Here is a 15691-nt window from a genome sequence, read left to right on the forward strand (position 1 = left end):
TCATGGGCGTATTCATGGTAGAGCGCAATCTCAAGGGCATTTCGATGGAGGCGCTGGCCGCCGCGCAGCAGGCGGCGATCGCGCAGGGCCGGAAGATGACGGCGGAGGGCACGCCGATCCGCTACATCCGCTCGACCTTCACGCCCGCCGACGGAAGCTGCATGTGCCTGTTCGACGCGAGCGACGTCGCCGACGTCACCCGGCTCAACAATGAGGCCAGGCTTCCCTACTACCGCGTTGTCGAGGCACTCGACCTCACGCCTTGAGGCATGCGGCCGGCGGCCGGCATTCGGCCGCCGGACCTCGCGCGGCCGGCCTCAGAGAGGAATCGGCTTGCCCGAATATTCCTCTTCGAGGGTGACGGCGACGTCGCCGTTCGCCGACAGGCGGACCGTGTTGCCCTCGACGCCGGCAACGAAACCGAGCTCGACATAGTGGGAATGCCCGCGATGCTCGCCGAAGCTGTCGCTCTTCTTGAGCCGGATGCGCTTCGCGTCGACGCTGTCGACCGTGCCGACGTGCACGCCGTCCGCGCCGATGACGTCCATGTCCTTTTTGATCTCGTCGCTCATGAAAGTTCTCCTTCGTTTGGATAACCGGGCACTGCGAGATTGTAGTTCGCGTGAGCCTAGACCCTATCGCCCTCCGCGACGAGAGGGACGCGGCAACGACATCGTGAGCGACATTGCCCGCCCGCCTGCCGCGGCCTCGTGGTCTCCTACGGCAGGTCGCGCTGGTCGACGTCGCGGACAGGCTGGCCGGCCATGGTCTGGCCCACCTGCCGGAGCGCCCAGCGCATGCCGTTGAGCTGATCGACCAGGTGCAGGATGACGTCGATGCCGGCTTCGTTCGCCCCGATGTTGTCCCTGAGTTCGATGATGAGGCGCGCCCGGGCGGCATCCAGCTCGGAAAATGCCGGGCCCGCGGCCGTCTGCTCCGGGATGAGCCAGCTGTGCTCCAGCCAGAGCTCCAGCGTCTCGCCTTCGATGCCGGACGACAGGAGGAACTCGCGTTTGGTGAGCTTCACGAGGCATTCTCCTCTCTGGGGTTGAACTGCTTGCCTTTCGGCCAGCCGGACACGAAGGCGGTGAGTTCGGGATCTTCGCCGCGCGGCAGGACGATCTTCAGCCGCACCAGCTCGTCGCCGTGCCCGCCGCCCCGGCGTGGCGCGCCTTTGCCCTTCAGTCGCAGCGTCGTTCCGGTGTTGGACCCCTTGGGCACCGACATGGTGACATCCCCGGTCGGCGTGGGCACCCGAACCTTGCCGCCGAGCACTGCTTCGGACAGGGACACCGGCAGCTCGAGCAGGATGTCGTCGCCGTCTCGGGTGAACCGTGGATCGGGCAGGACGTCGATCTGGATCAGGGCATCGCCCGGTCCGCCCTCGCCGATGCCCGGCGCCCCCTTGCCCCGCAGGCGGATGGTCTGCCCGTCGACGAGGCCGGCCGGTATTTTTACCTCCAGCGTGCCCCCGTCGGGAAGCGTCAGCCGCTTGCTGGCGCCGGCGATGGAGTCGCTGAAATCTATCGCCAGGCGATAATGCAGATCGTCCCCGCGCCGATTGGCGCGGCTCCGCTGACTGCGTCTGAACAGCTCGGCGAAGGGATCGTCGCCCTCTGCAAAATCTCCAAACCCGCTGGTGTCGGCGTAGGGATGGTTCTGGTCGGCGGATGCATAGTCGCGATAGTAGCGCTGCTGCGGCTTTTCGGCGCCGGACGCATCGATCTCCCCGTTGTCGAAGCGCTTCCTTTTCTCTGCGTCGCTGAGCAGATCGTAGGCCGCGGCGACTTCTTTGAACCGCTCCTCGGCCGTTTTGTCGCCGGGGTTGAGATCGGGATGGAGCTTCTTGGCGAGCGTCCTGTAGGCGCTCTGGATCGCCGACACCGAGGCCGTTGGCGGCACGCCGAGAACTTCGTATGGGGACTTCAAGGCTCGCTCCGAAAGCTGCGCGTCCAGCCTGCGCGGACGCGCCATGGCGGGTCCGAACAGCGTAATCTTTCTTTATCGTCGTCGTCGACCCAGGTCGACCGGCTACCTCGGCGCCCTCGACATTTTCGCGGATTCGCGGGGATTTCCCCGTCATTCGCCTTGCATCACTGCGGCCCCTGCGTGCGGATGGGTGGTCGCGACACGCGAGGAGGGCATCCGGTGGCGCTTGCTTTGTCGTTGGCGCTGGCGGCGATCCAACTGCTGATCGTCGTCCGCCTGCTCCTCAATGCGGACATGGGCGCCGACGCGCGGCTTGCCTGGCTGGTGCTCACATTGTTTCTTCCGGCGGTCGGGGCGGTGCTCTATCTGCTGTTCGGCGAGCGATGGCTTGCCCGCCGGTTCCGCCGGCGGGTCGCGAACACCCGAGGTCTCCTGACCCTGCCGGCCGGCCTCGGCGGGTCGTACGGCATCGACTCCGTCCCCGACCGATACCGGCCCGTATTCGCAACCTGCGGGCGCATCGGGGGAACCAGCGTCGTGGCCGGCAACCACGCCGAGCTCGCACCGGATTCCGACAGCGCCATTGCCTCGATGGTCTCGGATTTCGACCGCGCACGTGGAACGATCCACATCTCGTTCTATATCTGGCTGACCGACAACAACGGCACCAAGGTCGTCGACGCGCTATGCCGGGCGGCGCTGCGCGGCGTCACCTGCCGGGTCGTCGTCGATGGCGTCGGATCGCGCGGGCTGATCGAGTCCGCACAGTGGACGGCAATGGCCGCGGCGGGTGTGAAGCTTTGCGTTTCGCTCGCGCCCAAGCTGGGCTGGTCCATCGCCTCGATCAGCCGGCCGGATCTGCGCAACCATCGAAAGATCGTCGTCATCGACGACGAGGTCACCTATTGCGGCAGTCAGAACTGCGCCGACCCGCAATTTCGGCTCAAACCCAAATTCGCGCCCTGGGTCGATATCATGCTTCGTCTGGACGGGCCGATCGTCCGGCAGAACCAGCTCATCTTCGCCGGCGACTGGATGGTCGAGTTCGGCGAGGATCTGTCCGACCTCATTGACGCTCCTCTGCGAGCGGCTGTTGGCGATGGGTTTCCGGCAGTTGCCTTCGGCACCGGTCCGACCTCGCCCAAGGGGGCCATGTCGAGCGCATTCGTCGCCTTGCTCAATTCCGCCGAGCAGCAGGCGGTGATTTCGACGCCGTATTTTGTCCCGGACCTGCCCCTGCTCGAGGCTGTGCTCTCCTGCGCCCGGCGTGGTGTCAGAACCACCTTGATCCTTCCCGCGCGAAACGACTCCGCTGTCGTCGCCGCGATCAGCCAGGCTCACTACGGTGAGCTTTTGGCTGCTGGTGTCGCGGTATGGGAGTTTGCTGGCGGGCTGTTGCATGCCAAGACCCTCGTCGTCGACCGTGAGGTCACGCTGATCGGGTCGGCCAACATGGACTACAGGAGCCTCAACCTGAATTTCGAGAACAATATCCTGCTGTATTCGCCCGAAATATCCGCCTCTGTGCGCCAGCGGCAGGAGACCTATCTTGCCCGCTCGACTGCCGTCGAGCTTGGCCGAGTCCGCAAGCGGCCAAAATTGCGCATGGCGTTCGACAATTTGCTGACCTTGGCTGGCCCGCTCTTCTGAGCGATAATTTGGCACGGATGACTGCAGCGCCATTGCAGGTTGCAGCTGCAGCTTGGAGGGATGAAGTGTCGAAAGATCACGAAATGCGGGGCACGAGCGAGGCTCGGGCTCACAAATTCGATCACAAGATTCGCGAGCAGTGGCTCGATCGAGACGCGGCGCTCCATGCCAAATGGCATGCGTCCGGCATGACGCGCGACGAGTTCATTCGCCACAACGAAGAGCTGATCGACAAAACCATCGTGGCCAACGCTGATCGCGAAGGGTCGTGATCGCCTCGACGGAGGCGACGCCGCTCATGAGCTGCTGAGCATCGCGCAGCCGGTCTTGCGGTCGAACGCGAGCGCCGCGGGCTTGCGCCGGGTCAGTCGGCCTTCGGTGCCGCCGTGGAGGTCGGCGCCGGAGCCGGATTGGTCACATCGTCAAGAAAGGTCGTCGTGGGCACGAAAAAGAGCGTCCCCGTGACGGCGCGGCTGAAGTCGAGAAGGTGATCGTAGGTCCCGGGCGGATTGCCGATGAACATGTTCTCGAGCATCTTCTCGATCCGGCGTGGCGTCTTGGCGTAGCCGATGAAGTACGTGCCGAACTCGCCTTTCCCCACGTCGCCGAACGGCATGTTGTCCCGCAGGATCTGCAACTGCTCGCCGTCCTCCTCGATCGAGGTCAGGACATTGTGGGCATAGGGCTTCTTCAGCGCATCCCGCTGCTCGATGTCGGAAAGCTTGTGCCTGCCGATGATGTTTTCCTGCTCCTCGATGGGCAGGGCGTTCCAGCCCGCCAGATCATGCAGGTATTTCTGCACCACGACGTAGCTGCCGCCGGCAAACGCCGGGTCCTCGCTGCCGATGAGCGTGGCATCGAGCGCCGCCTGTCCGGCAGGGTTTTCCGTGCCGTCGACGAAGCCGATCAGATCGCGGTCGTCGAAATAGTTGAAGCCGTGCACCTCATCGACCGTGGTGACGGCGCCGGCCAGCCGTGACGCGATGTGCGTCGCCAGCTCGAAGCACAGATCCATGCTGCGGGCCCGGATGTGAAACAGCATGTCGCCCGGCGTCGCCACGGCCAGATGCACACCGCGAATCTCGCGGAACGGGTGGAGGTCCCTCGGCCTCGGAGCGCCGAAAAGCCGATCCCACGCCGCCGATCCGAAGCCCGTGACGCAGGACAGATAGCCATGCAGGTTTCGGAATCCCACCCCCCGCACCAGGCTCGACAGATCGGCACAGAGGTCCCTGACGACGCGCTCGTTCGCTTCCCCCGGATTGATCGTCACGACCAGAAAGATGGCGGCGCGCGTCAGCGACGCGTCGACCGATTGCGGCACACTGGACGGCAAGACTGTCTCCCCTCGGGCCCCTCCGGCCATCTTCCTGTTGCCGGTGCCCCTCGGTCAAGCGGTGCGGCGGGCGAGCACGCGCCATTACCTGACAGACTTCCATGGACAAAATGCGCCGCGGCCCGGTCACGTCGCCTGCTGCATCTGCCGCTGTAACCCCCGCCAGGCGGCATCCAGCACGATATCGGCGACCGCCGCGCGGCTCGGCCCCGGATGGTCGAGCCACCATACCGCCACCGCATGCAAACCCTCCTTCAGAAATGCCGCCGTCGCCTGCAGGTGCCACGGTGTGCGAGCGGGCATCGACTCCGCCAGCAGCGCGGCGATGCCGGCCGACGCGCCGGTCTGGACCTCGCGGGAAACGCTCGCCGCAACCGGGTCCCCTGTTGGTACCGTCAGCAGCACCCGCGCTGCATCGGGAGCCTGCTCGACGAATGCGAGAAAGGCATCGACCGAGCGGCGGAATTTCTGCTCGGGGCTCCCCTCGTCCTGCGCGATCGCCCTGCCTCTCGCGGCCAGATCGTCGCGGATCGTCTGCAGCACCGCCAGGAACAGCGCCCGCTTCGAGGAAAAATGATCGTAGAGCACCGGCTTGGTGATCCCCGCCTGCACCGCGATATCGTCCATCCGGGTGGCGTCGTAGCCGTCGCGCGCGAAGGCCGCGACGGCCGCCTCGATAATCTGCGCCCGCCGTTCGCCGGCACTAAGTCGCTTGCGTCCTCTTGAATTCATCGGCATCGAGATTAACCTACTGCAAAGTAGGTTATCAAGACGCGAGGTGATGTTATGCGTATTTTTGTTGCAGGCGCGACGGGCGCCGTTGGACGCAGCCTGGTTCCGCTGCTGGTCGGCAAGGGCCATAGCGTCGTCGGTTTGACGCGCACACCGAAAAAGGCCGACCTCCTGCGCAACCTCGGTGCCGAGCCGGTCGTCGCCGACGCGCTCGATGAAAAGGCCATCCACGCTGCGGTTGCTGCCGCGCGTCCGGACGCGATCATCCATCAACTGACGGATCTGAAAGGCGTGTTGGATCTGCGCCAGTTCGACCGTGCCTTTGCGAGCAGCAATCAACTGCGCACCATCGGCACCGACTACCTGCTTGCGGCTGCCCGCGATTGTGGCGTGCAGCGCGTGGTGGCGCAGAGCTTTTGCGGCTGGCCCTACGCGCGCGACGGCGGATACGTGAAGACCGAGGACGATCCGCTCGACCCGAACCCGCCACAGGAATTCCGCGGCACGCTCGACGCCATCCGCTATCTCGAAAACGCCGTGACGACGACGCCGGGGTTCACGGGTGTCGCGCTACGCTATGGTGGCTTCTACGGCCCCGGCACCGGCGTCTTCGATCCGTCCATGCTCGAGCAGGTGCGCAAGCGCCGCATGCCGCTGATCGGCGGTGGCACCGCCTGGTGGTCGTTCCTGCATATCGACGATGCGGCGGCAGCGGCCGCGGTCGCGGTGGAACGGGGCTCCGGCATCTACAATATCGTCGACGACGATCCGGCGCCCGTGCATGTCTGGCTCCCGGCGCTCGCTGCCATGCTCGGCGCCAAGCCCCCGTTCCACGTGCCCGCATGGCTTGCCCGCCTCATCGCCGGAGAGCATTTGGTCGTCATGATGACGCAGTCACGGGCCGGCTCGAACGCCAAGGCCAAACGCGAACTCGGCTGGTCGCCCCGCTATTCCTCCTGGCGCCAGGGCTTCGCCGGGATCATCAAGAACGAGATGCAGGCGGCCGGGTAGCGTTAGCTCTACGTCGGGAGAATTTATGCCGACGGCGCGATTCCGGTGATGGCGCCATGAGTAGCGCCTGTGCTTGCGGATACATGGCTTTCCGCAGGCCAATAAGGTCGCGTCACTGCAATGGTTGTGCGTTGGACCGGCCCGCAGCACTGAGATGCGGAGCCTGCGCGCGACGAGCGGCTGGCCATATCGCCATTACCTCAGAATGAGTTGGACAAGCCATCATTCTTTGCCTCGATCCAAGCTAGACACATAACCTATTGTTAAAAAAGGAGTATTTCAAAAAAAATAAAAACGGATATCGTTAGTATTGACGAATTGTGGAGAGTGTGCCAGTAATTTTGCATGATGATGAGGCGGGTAGGGCAGATAGGCCATGTGGCGGAGGCTGGTGGCCGGAGGGCCTCGCCTCGTCCGCCAGGACGTCGGCGCTACCCGTCTCCAGGCCAAGCAGCTGGGTATAAATATCAATATAAAACAAATGGATACAGACGATCGAGCGATCGCTATGGCCTCGTGGGCGGCGGTCGGGAATTGTCCTGTGGCCTGCTTGGACTGCGGGTTGAGATTTATTCGACGGACGGAGTAAGCAATTTCTCTCGGCTGCCGTTTCTATGCTCCGGCAGAGATTTCCTGAGAGGGCCAGGTCATATGGGCAGACGGGCGCGCGACACCGGTGCAAGCCGCGTAAGGCAAGCCAAGGAACGGCTGGTGCTCAGCCATCTCCGGCGGCTGGGCGAGGCGTCGAAAAAGGAGCTGGCGGCCGCGGCCGGCCTGCCTGTGCAGACGACAGCGGATGCCATCGGCCTGCTGGAGTCCGACAAGCTCGTCTATCGGCGCGGCAAGCGGCTGGGCCAGGTGGGGCAACCGTCGATCGTCTATGCCATCTCACCCAACGGCGTGTTCGGTCTCGGCCTGCATGTCACGCGGCAGCGGCAGGAACTGGCGCTGGTCGATTTCAACGGACAGATCACCAAGCGGCTCGTGGTCGAAGGGCATCTGCCCAAATTCGACGAGGTGATGGCGCTGGTGGACCGGGGGCTCGTCGAGTTTCCCGATGCTGACAGCCCGCGGCAGCGGTTTTCGGGGATCGGCGTGTCGCTGTCGCACGATCTCTGGTACCGGCCGGAACGTCATGCCCTGCCGCAGGACGTGCTGGCCGATTGGGATGCGCACAGCCTCTCCAAGGAGATGGCGGCACGCTTCGACCTGCCGGTCTTCGTCGAGAACGATACGCGCGTCGCTGCCGTGGCCGAATATCTGCTCGGCGTAGGGCAGGACTTCCGGAACTTTCTGCTGGTGTCGATCGGTGCGCATATTTCGGGGGCGCTGGTGCTGGGCGGCAATCTCGAGACCGGCTCGCACGGCAATGCCGCTTCGCTCGGCGCGATACCGGTGGGGCCAAGTCGGCTGGCGCGCTCGCGCGATGCAGACGGGGTGCCGACCGGCGAGTTTCTCGGGGATCGCGCGTCGCTGTCGGGGCTGATGCGGCATCTGCAATTGCACGGCTTCACCATTCATGCCGTTTCCGATTTGCCCGACGCCATCGATCAGGCGCGCGGCATCGTGCAGGACTGGCTGGAAGATTGCGTGGCGGCGCTGGTCGAGGGACTGACCGCCTGCTTCGCCGTGATCGACGTCGAGGCGGTGATCATTGAAAGTCTGCTGCCGTCCTATCTGGTGCTCGAGATCGTCGAAAAGCTCGAGCAGCGGCTGAAGCGCGCCGAGCAGTTCGGCCTCACCGTGCCGGTCATCCGGCTCAGTCAATTGGCGTCCGACGGCTCGCTCATCGGCAGCGCCGTGCTGCCCATCTACGAGCATTTTTCGCCGCGCAACGGCATCGCCGACGATGGCGACAAGGTACAGCGGCACCGACCCCGCAGGACGGGCAAGTCCTGAGCAAAGGCGGCGCCCGAGGGAGCGGAACGCCGCAGCCACACCAAACTGGGAGGACTATCGTGAAGTTCCGTCGACTATTCAGGGCTGCCCTGCTGGGCGGCATGCTTGCAAGCGTGGCAGCGCTCGCCACAGCGCTGCCGGCACAGGCCGACAATACGCTACGGATCAAGATGACCGGATCGCTCGGCATCATCGATCCGGAACTGACCACGTCCACGCCAACGCGTGACATGGCCTATCTGGTCTGGGACACGCTCTTCGCGACCGATGCGGACTACAAGGTCCAGCCGCAGATGGTGGGCAAGTATGCGATCAGCGACGATCAAAAAACCTACACACTGACCCTGCGCGATGGCCTGAAGTGGAGCGACGGGACACCCGTCACTCCGGCGGACTGTATCGCTTCGCTCAAGCGCTGGATGGTCAAGGACAGCTTCGGCCGGCTGCTCGCCGGCGAACTCGACCATATGGAAGCGGTCGACGACACCACCTTCAAGCTGGTGCTGAAAGAGCCATGGGGCATGACCTTGCAGGCCCTCGGCAAGCCCGGCGCCTATGTGCCCTTCATGATGCCCCAGCGCATCGCCGATACGCCCGCCGACAAGGCGATTACCGAATATGTCGGCTCAGGCCCCTACATGATGAAGATGGACGAGTTCGCCCCCGGCAGCAAAGTCGTCTACGTCAAGAATCCCTACTACGTGCCTCGCGACGAGCCGGCGAGCTTCCTGGCCGGTGGCAAAGTCGCCAAGGTCGATCGCATCGAACGGATCGATTTCCCCGATGACGTCAGCGCCGTGAACGCGCTGCTCGCCGGCGAGATCGACTATATGGAAGGTGTGCCGCCCGACCTGTTGCCCACGATCGAGGCCAGCGACACGGCCGAGTGGTATATCCGCGACCATCTCGGCAAGAGCCTGCAGGTCGTGTTCAACTGGGCGCAGCCCCCCTTCAACAACGAGAAGGTCCGGCAGGCGGCGGTGATGGCCCTCAGCATGAAGGACATCCAGCAGGCCTATTTCGGCGACAACGACAAGCTCTATACGCTCTGCCCGGCGGTGTTCTTCTGCGGCGCGCCCTACGAGACCGACATCAACTCCGAACATGTGATGAAGCAGGATATCGAGGGCGCCAAGGCGTTGCTCAAGGAGGCCGGCTACAACAACGAGCCGGTGCTGGTGATCCATCCGACCGACGCCCAGGATGCCGACGCCTACATGACCGTCGCCGTGCAGAACCTGCGTGCTGCCGGCTTCAACGTCGAAGATTTTGCCACCGACACCGCAACGATGTTCTCGCGCCGGACCAACAACGGGCCGATCGCCGATGGCGGCTGGAGCGTGTTCTCCACCGGCTGGGGTGGCATCGACATGATGAACCCGATCACCAACGTGTTCACCAAAGGCGCCTGCGACAAGGGCTGGTTCGGCTGGGCCTGCGACGACCAGTTGCAGCAGCTTTCGGCTGCCTATGTCAAAGCCGCGACGCCCGAAGAGCAGAAGGACATCGCGATCAAGCTGCAGGCTCGTATCTACGACGTGATCTCCTTCGTGCCGATGGGGCAGAACTACATCGTGGTGGGCCGGTCCAAGAAGCTCAGCGGCCTCATCGACGGTGCTGTCTCGACTTTCTGGAACGTTTCCAAGAGCGACTGATCGCGTCAGCCCATGGGATCGGCGCCGGGCCTTGGCCCGGCGCCGTCGATACAGGAACACCAGATGCTCAGATATGTCGGCCTGCGGCTGCTCTCGACCATACCGGTACTGGCCTTCGTGCTGTTGCTTGCCTTCTTCCTGCTGCATCTGGCGCCGGGTGACCCCGCCGCGCTGATCGCCGGCGACAGCGCTACGCCGGCGCAGGTCGAGGCGATCCGGGCGCAACTGCATCTCAACGAACCGCTGTCCACACAGCTCTGGATCTGGCTCATCGATCTCGCGCATTTCGATCTCGGCCGATCGGTATTCTCCAATCTGCCGGTGACGCAGCTCATCGCGCAGCGCTTCGAGCCGACGCTGATGCTGGCGATCTCCACCACCATCCTTGCTGTGCTCTTGGCGGTGCCGCTCGGGGTGATCGCTGCCTATCGGGCTCGCACCGGCATCGACCGCGGTGTCATCGTGCTGGCCGTCGCCGGCTATTCGGTGCCGGTCTTCGTCATCGGCTACTGCCTGATTTTTGTCTTCGCGGTGCAGCTCCATTGGCTACCGGTCCAGGGCTACAAGCCGCTCGCCGAAGGCCTTGGCGGCACATTGCGCAGCCTCGTCCTGCCGACCGTCGCGCTGGCGCTGCTGTATGTCGGCCTCATCGCCCGCGTGACCCGTGCCACCATGCTCGAAGTGCTGGACGAGGACTACATCCGGACGGCGCGAGCCAAAGGGGCGCTGACGCTACGGGTGCTGTGCATCCACGCGCTGAAAAATGCCGGGCCTCCCATCGTTACCGTAATTGGCATCGGCTTTGCCTCGCTCATCGGTGGTGTCGTGGTAACTGAAACGGTGTTCAATATTCCGGGGTTGGGGCGGCTTACTGCCGAGGCGGTATTGCGGCGCGACTATCCCCTGGTGCAGGGCATGCTCCTGACCTTCGCGGTGATGCTGGTTGCTATCAATCTGGTGGTCGACCTCACCTATCCGTTGTTCGATCCGCGTATCCGGTACTGACCCCGATGGCTCTCGTCTCCGCAACCGGCCCCGTCGATGCAGAAGCAACGAGACGTCGGCTTCCCGGCAATGCCGCGACCCATGTCGCGCTTGGCATCGTCGCGGTGTATGTGCTGCTCGCCGTTGTTTCGCCGCTGGTGCTGGGCGACTACATCAGCGTGCATCCGGCCACGCGCCTGAAGCCACCCAGCGCGACCTTCTGGTTCGGCACCGATCAGCTCGGTCGCGGCATTTTCGAGCGCACACTGGTAGGCACCGGCAATTCGCTGCTGGTGGGGGCCTGCGTTGCGTTGCTTGCGACGCTGATCGGCGGCGGCATCGGGCTTGTCGCCGGCTATTTCCGCACCGGCGAATGGGTGATCATGCGCCTCATGGACGGGCTTATGGCCGTGCCGAGCGTGCTGCTGGCCATCGCGCTGGCGTCGCTGCTCGGAGCGGGATTGACCACGGTCATCATTGCTATCGCCGTCCCCGAAATCCCCCGCATGGTCCGTCTCGTGCGCTCGGTGGTGCTGGCGCTGAGGCAGCAGCCCTACGTGCTTGCGGCGATCTCGATCGGCACGCGACCGGCCAAGATCCTGTTCCGGCACATTCTGCCCAATGCGGTTGGGGCGCTGACGGTGCAGGCGACCTATGTCTGCGCCTCTGCCATCATCACCGAATCGATCCTCAGCTTCCTCGGTATCGGCTCGACGCCGGATTCGCCGAGCTGGGGCAGCATCATGGCCTATGGACGGCCGTATTTTCAGGTAAGCCCGTGGATGATCCTGTTTCCGGGCGTCTTCCTGTCGGTGCTGGTGCTGACCATCAACATCCTCGGCGATGGGCTGCGCGACATGCTCGATCCCCGTCTGCGGCGCGGAGCGACGCTGTGACGGCGCCGGTGCTGCAGGTCGAGAACCTTGGCGTCTCGTTCGGAGTGGAGCCCAACGCGCTGCACGCGGTACGCGAGGTATCGTTTTCGCTGTCGGCCGGCGAGACCCTGTGTCTCGTGGGCGAAAGCGGCTCGGGCAAGAGTGTCACGGCGCTGGCGCTGCTCAATCTGCTGCCGCCCCGGTCGGCGCGCATCAGCGCCAGCCGGCTGGCGCTTGAGGGACGCTCGCTGCTCGGGCTCGGCGAACGCGAGCTGTCGCATATCCGCGGCAAGGCCATCTCGATGATCTTCCAGGATCCGATGAGCTCGCTCAATCCGGCGCTGACGGTTGGCTACCAGCTCGCCGAGGCGGTGCGATTGCACGGTCCCGTGTCCGCAGCCGCGGCCCGGCGCGACGCCCTCGCGATCCTCGACAAGGTACGCATTCCAGACGCGGCCCGGCGGTTGGACGAATATCCGCACCAGCTTTCGGGCGGCATGCGGCAGCGGGTGATGATCGCCATGGCGCTGGCGTGCCGGCCGCGCGTGCTGATCGCCGACGAGCCGACCACCGCGCTCGACGTGACGGTACAGGCGCAGATCCTTGAGCTCATCGGCGACCTAAAGGCGGACTTCGGCACGGCAGTGCTGTTCATCACCCATGATCTCGGCGTCGTCGCCGAAATCGCCGACCGGGTCGCGGTGATGTATGCCGGCCGTATCGTCGAGGAGGGCGAGGTCAGTCAGATCTTCGACGATCCCGCGCACGGCTACACGCATGGCCTGTTGAGCACGCTCGCCGTCGCCAACCGTCATGCGCAGCGGCTGCCGGAAATTCCCGGCAGCACGCCGCGCATCCTTGGCGCCGATATGGGCTGCAGCTTTGCGCCGCGCTGTGCATTCGCCGAACCGCAATGCCGCACCATGGAGTTGCACATGGCCGAGATCGCACCGGGGCATGTGACGCGCTGCCGCCGCGCCGCCATCGTGCGCGGCGCCAAATCCGAAGCAGGGCATCTGGCGCATGGCTGAGACGATTCCGATTCTCGAAGGGCGCGACCTGGTGCAGCACTACAAGGTCGCGGGCAACCGCACCGTGCAGGCGGTAGATGGGGTTTCGCTCACGCTGCACGAGGGCGAAACGCTGGCTTTGGTGGGTGAAAGCGGCTGCGGCAAGTCCACGCTGTCACGGTTGATGATGTGCCTTGAAAGCCCGACCTCCGGTCAGGTGCTGCTCGAGGGCAAGGAACTCACCGCGCTGCGGCCGGCGGCCTTGCGCGAGCATCGCCAGCGCCTGCAGATGGTGTTTCAGGACCCCTATGCCAGTCTCGATCCGCGCATGAGTGCGGTCGAGATCGTGCGCGAGCCGCTCGACAACTACGGCATCGGCGCGCGGCAGGACCGCAACGAGATGGCACTGTCGCTCATCCGTCGTGTCGCGCTGTCGCCCGACTACGCCAATCGCTATCCGCACGAATTGTCGGGTGGCCAGCGGCAGCGGCTCGGCATCGCACGGGCTTTGGCGCTGAGGCCGCGCGTGCTGATCGCCGACGAGCCGGTTTCGGCGCTCGATGTGTCGATCCAGGCGCAGGTGATCAATCTGCTTGCCGATATCCAGGCCGAGCAGCGGCTCGCCATTTTGTTCGTGTCGCACGACATCGGCATCGTTGCGCATCTGAGCGAGCGGGTGGCAGTGATGTATCTGGGCCGCATCGTCGAAAGCGGCCCCACTGCGGCAGTGCTCGACAATCCGCGCCATCCTTATGCCCAGGCCCTGCTCGATGCGGTGCCGGTGCACCATCCGCGGCTGCGCCGGCGTCGAACGCTCGTGGCCGGCGACCTGCCGAGCCCGGTCAACCCACCCAGTGGTTGCCGTTTCCACCCGCGCTGTCCGCTGGCGGTCGAACGCTGTCGCAGCGAGGTGCCAGCATTGCGCTCACTTTCCGGCGGCCGGCAGATCGCCTGCCACCTTGTATCCGACAGCAACAATTGAGTCGTTCAATGAGCAAAGACGTTCCTCTCGTCCTGGTCCCGGGCCTCTTGGCCGATCGCACCACCTGGCGCGCGCAGATCGCCTATTTCGAGGATCGATACGAGATGATCGTGCCGACCGAGCATTATCGCGAGCCGACCATCGCGGCGATGGCGGATCATCTGCTCGAGGTGTTGCCGGAGCGCTTCGCGCTGGTGGGCTGGTCGATGGGCGGCTACATCTCGTTTGAGATCATGCGCAAGGCGGCGAGCCGGGTGACGCGGCTTGCCCTGGTCAGCACGTCCGCGCGCAATGACGCGCCGGAGAATGCGCAGTCGCGTTACGAGTCCATTCGTGTGGCGCGAGAGCAGGGGCCGGCGGTCGCCTGGCGTGACAAGCTGGGACAGGTCTTTCACCGCCCCGACAAACTGCCGCCCGACTATGTCGCCGAGCTTGCCGCCATGAACGATCGACTTGGCGCTGACATCTATGAAAGCCAGCAGAAGGCGATCATGTCGCGCCCCGACCGCCGCGATGTGCTGGCTTCCATTACATGTCCGACGATCATCATCTGCGGTACGCATGACCGTTGGACACCGCCGATTTACTCGTGGGAGATCGCTTCGGGAGTGGTCGGATCCGAGTTACACCTCATTGCCGAATGCAGTCACTGCTCGCCGATCGAGGATCCGGCTTCCGTCAATGCGCTGCTCCGGGGATGGCTCCAGCGGTCTGCATGACTACCAATGACCCGGCGACGGAGGAGGATTGAGACGTCGCTTTCGGCAGGGCAACAAGACGCTTATTTCCGCTGGTAGAAGTATTTTCTAGCGCATGAGGCGAGCGCGACTGGTGCAATTCCGGCGGCGTATTGCCGCTTCACACGCTCGCCGGCTCCAGGGCTGCATCATGCCGTGCGATGCGGGCGGCGGCAGTGGGGTCGCCGGCGTTGACGAGGCCGGTCAGCCGCTGCGCGCGGCTGGGAGTCAGCCATCCAGACCACGCATCGAGTTCGGGCGCCGCATCCGCCAGCAGGCTGCGGACGGTGGTGGCGACGAGAGAGGCGACGAACGCATTGCTCGTGGCGGCTCCGAGTTCGACCAGGAACCTGGCCCGCGCCTCGACGCTGCTGTCGCCGGCATGGAGCGCCGTTTGGGCCAGATTCTTCGCAGCGCGATGCGCCGCTGCCATTTCGGCTGCGCCGGGGAGGGCAACAGCGAGGGTGCCCAGCAGCTCACTGGTCACCGAATGACCGTTGGCGCGGCGCAGCCAGGCGATGACGTCGGCGTCGAACACGTTCCACAGCGTCCGCGGCAGCACCAGCGTGCCGCGCCGCCGCTTGGTCTCGAGGATGCCCTTGGCCACGAGCCCCTTGACGGATTCGCGCAGCGCCGTGCGGCTGACCCCCAGCTCATGGCTCAGCGCCTCCTCATTGGGCAGGATGCTGCCCTCGGGATAGGCGCCGGAAACGATGGCGGCAAAGATCTGGCGCGACACCAGCCGGTGGAGGTCCTCCTGATCGCCACGTACGGCATGCAGCGCTACGTCCGTGCTCGGACGCGCACGGTGCAGCGGGATCGGGTCGGGTCGCCGATAAACAGTCACCGGGAAAGCCCTTCGGAGAGCATGCAAAGCCGTTGAGTTAGATA

At 64.7% G+C, this 15691-nt stretch carries 17 protein-coding genes; 11 read left to right on the top strand and 6 right to left on the bottom strand.

Annotated features, from left to right (window positions below; translation table 11 throughout):
* Positions 1–2: 2 nt before the first annotated feature.
* The gene (locus BGO82_RS19575) at positions 3–266 is read left to right on the top strand and encodes a nickel-binding protein (RefSeq protein ID WP_291307305.1); all 264 of its coding nucleotides are present in this window, start codon (positions 3–5) and stop codon (positions 264–266) included.
* Between the two features lie 51 nt (positions 267–317).
* Here the strand turns inward: BGO82_RS19575 and BGO82_RS19580 are convergent, their stop codons facing one another.
* The 3 genes from BGO82_RS19580 to BGO82_RS19590 all read right to left on the bottom strand — a co-directional run bounded on the left by BGO82_RS19580 (position 318) and on the right by BGO82_RS19590 (position 1929).
* Positions 318–572: a DUF2171 domain-containing protein gene (locus BGO82_RS19580; protein WP_291307306.1), complete on the bottom strand. Its 255-nt coding sequence runs from the start codon at positions 570–572 to the stop codon at positions 318–320.
* A 146-nt stretch (positions 573–718) separates the two neighbouring features.
* A complete protein-coding gene (locus tag BGO82_RS19585) occupies positions 719–1027 on the bottom strand; it encodes a chaperone modulator CbpM (RefSeq protein ID WP_291307307.1) in 309 nt (102 codons plus the stop codon).
* Positions 1024–1929: a J domain-containing protein gene (locus tag BGO82_RS19590; protein ID WP_291307308.1), complete on the bottom strand. Its 906-nt coding sequence runs from the start codon at positions 1927–1929 to the stop codon at positions 1024–1026. Before BGO82_RS19590 ends, BGO82_RS19585 begins: the two co-directional genes overlap by 4 nt.
* Before the next feature lie 219 nt (positions 1930–2148).
* Between BGO82_RS19590 and cls the strand changes: the two genes are divergently transcribed.
* Together cls and BGO82_RS19600 are read left to right on the top strand one after the other, a co-directional pair.
* Positions 2149–3579, top strand: coding sequence for a cardiolipin synthase (gene cls / locus BGO82_RS19595; protein WP_291307309.1), 1431 nt, complete (start codon positions 2149–2151; stop codon positions 3577–3579).
* Positions 3580–3644: 65 nt separating this feature from the next.
* Complete coding sequence (locus tag BGO82_RS19600) at positions 3645–3851, top strand: hypothetical protein (protein WP_291307310.1); 207 nt, start codon at positions 3645–3647, stop codon at positions 3849–3851.
* A gap of 92 nt (positions 3852–3943) precedes the next feature.
* Here the strand turns inward: BGO82_RS19600 and BGO82_RS19605 are convergent, their stop codons facing one another.
* Both BGO82_RS19605 and BGO82_RS19610 read right to left on the bottom strand, forming a co-directional pair.
* Positions 3944–4945 (bottom strand): Dyp-type peroxidase, encoded by a 1002-nt coding sequence (locus tag BGO82_RS19605; protein WP_291307311.1) that lies wholly within the window; start codon positions 4943–4945, stop codon positions 3944–3946.
* A gap of 96 nt (positions 4946–5041) precedes the next feature.
* Positions 5042–5776, bottom strand: coding sequence for a TetR/AcrR family transcriptional regulator (locus BGO82_RS19610; RefSeq protein WP_298799756.1), 735 nt, complete (start codon positions 5774–5776; stop codon positions 5042–5044).
* Here BGO82_RS19610 and BGO82_RS19615 point away from each other — a divergent pair.
* The 8 genes from BGO82_RS19615 (at position 5702) to BGO82_RS19650 (ending at position 14782) form a co-directional block, all read left to right on the top strand.
* A complete protein-coding gene (locus tag BGO82_RS19615) occupies positions 5702–6658 on the top strand; it encodes an NAD(P)-dependent oxidoreductase (RefSeq protein WP_291307312.1) in 957 nt (318 codons plus the stop codon). The two genes, BGO82_RS19610 and BGO82_RS19615, sit on opposite strands and share 75 nt — an antisense overlap.
* Positions 6659–7369: 711 nt before the next feature.
* A complete protein-coding gene (locus tag BGO82_RS19620) occupies positions 7370–8557 on the top strand; it encodes an ROK family protein (protein WP_291307313.1) in 1188 nt (395 codons plus the stop codon).
* A gap of 59 nt (positions 8558–8616) precedes the next feature.
* Complete coding sequence (locus tag BGO82_RS19625) at positions 8617–10212, top strand: ABC transporter substrate-binding protein (protein WP_291307314.1); 1596 nt, start codon at positions 8617–8619, stop codon at positions 10210–10212.
* 63 nt (positions 10213–10275) lie between these two features.
* Entirely contained in the window at positions 10276–11217 is a 942-nt protein-coding gene (locus BGO82_RS19630) for an ABC transporter permease (RefSeq protein ID WP_291307315.1), read from the top strand.
* Between the two features lie 5 nt (positions 11218–11222).
* Positions 11223–12092 carry an ABC transporter permease gene (locus tag BGO82_RS19635; protein ID WP_291307316.1) on the top strand — a complete coding sequence of 290 codons (870 nt, stop codon included), beginning with the start codon at positions 11223–11225 and terminating at the stop codon, positions 12090–12092.
* On the top strand, positions 12089–13102 hold the full coding sequence (locus tag BGO82_RS19640; RefSeq protein WP_291307317.1) for an ABC transporter ATP-binding protein: 1014 nt from the start codon (positions 12089–12091) through the stop codon (positions 13100–13102). Before BGO82_RS19635 ends, BGO82_RS19640 begins: the two co-directional genes overlap by 4 nt.
* Entirely contained in the window at positions 13095–14063 is a 969-nt protein-coding gene (locus tag BGO82_RS19645; RefSeq protein WP_291307318.1) for an oligopeptide/dipeptide ABC transporter ATP-binding protein, read from the top strand. The genes BGO82_RS19640 and BGO82_RS19645 overlap by 8 nt, the downstream gene beginning before the upstream one ends.
* 8 nt (positions 14064–14071) lie before the next feature.
* On the top strand, positions 14072–14782 hold the full coding sequence (locus tag BGO82_RS19650) for an alpha/beta hydrolase (RefSeq protein WP_291307319.1): 711 nt from the start codon (positions 14072–14074) through the stop codon (positions 14780–14782).
* 139 nt (positions 14783–14921) lie between these two features.
* Here the strand turns inward: BGO82_RS19650 and BGO82_RS19655 are convergent, their stop codons facing one another.
* On the bottom strand, positions 14922–15647 hold the full coding sequence (locus tag BGO82_RS19655; protein ID WP_291307320.1) for a GntR family transcriptional regulator: 726 nt from the start codon (positions 15645–15647) through the stop codon (positions 14922–14924).
* Positions 15648–15691 lie beyond the last annotated feature (44 nt).

It is taken from the genome of Devosia sp. 67-54, assembly GCF_001899075.1.
Lineage (GTDB): Bacteria > Pseudomonadota > Alphaproteobacteria > Rhizobiales > Devosiaceae > Devosia_A.

Excerpts from the sequence above, each read along its gene's own strand:
- BGO82_RS19575 (WP_291307305.1), top strand. The coding sequence starts at position 3 with ATGGGCGTATTCATGGTAGAGCGCAATCTCAAGGGCATTTCGATGGAG.
- BGO82_RS19580 (WP_291307306.1), bottom strand. The coding sequence starts at position 572 with ATGAGCGACGAGATCAAAAAGGACATGGACGTCATCGGCGCGGACGGC.
- BGO82_RS19605 (WP_291307311.1), bottom strand. The coding sequence starts at position 4,945 with ATGGCCGGAGGGGCCCGAGGGGAGACAGTCTTGCCGTCCAGTGTGCCG.
- BGO82_RS19615 (WP_291307312.1), top strand. The coding sequence starts at position 5,702 with ATGCGTATTTTTGTTGCAGGCGCGACGGGCGCCGTTGGACGCAGCCTG.
- BGO82_RS19610 (WP_298799756.1), bottom strand. The coding sequence starts at position 5,776 with ATGGCCCTTGCCGACCAGCAGCGGAACCAGGCTGCGTCCAACGGCGCC.
- BGO82_RS19630 (WP_291307315.1), top strand. The coding sequence starts at position 10,276 with ATGCTCAGATATGTCGGCCTGCGGCTGCTCTCGACCATACCGGTACTG.
- BGO82_RS19635 (WP_291307316.1), top strand. The coding sequence starts at position 11,223 with ATGGCTCTCGTCTCCGCAACCGGCCCCGTCGATGCAGAAGCAACGAGA.
- BGO82_RS19645 (WP_291307318.1), top strand. The coding sequence starts at position 13,095 with ATGGCTGAGACGATTCCGATTCTCGAAGGGCGCGACCTGGTGCAGCAC.
- BGO82_RS19650 (WP_291307319.1), top strand. The coding sequence starts at position 14,072 with ATGAGCAAAGACGTTCCTCTCGTCCTGGTCCCGGGCCTCTTGGCCGAT.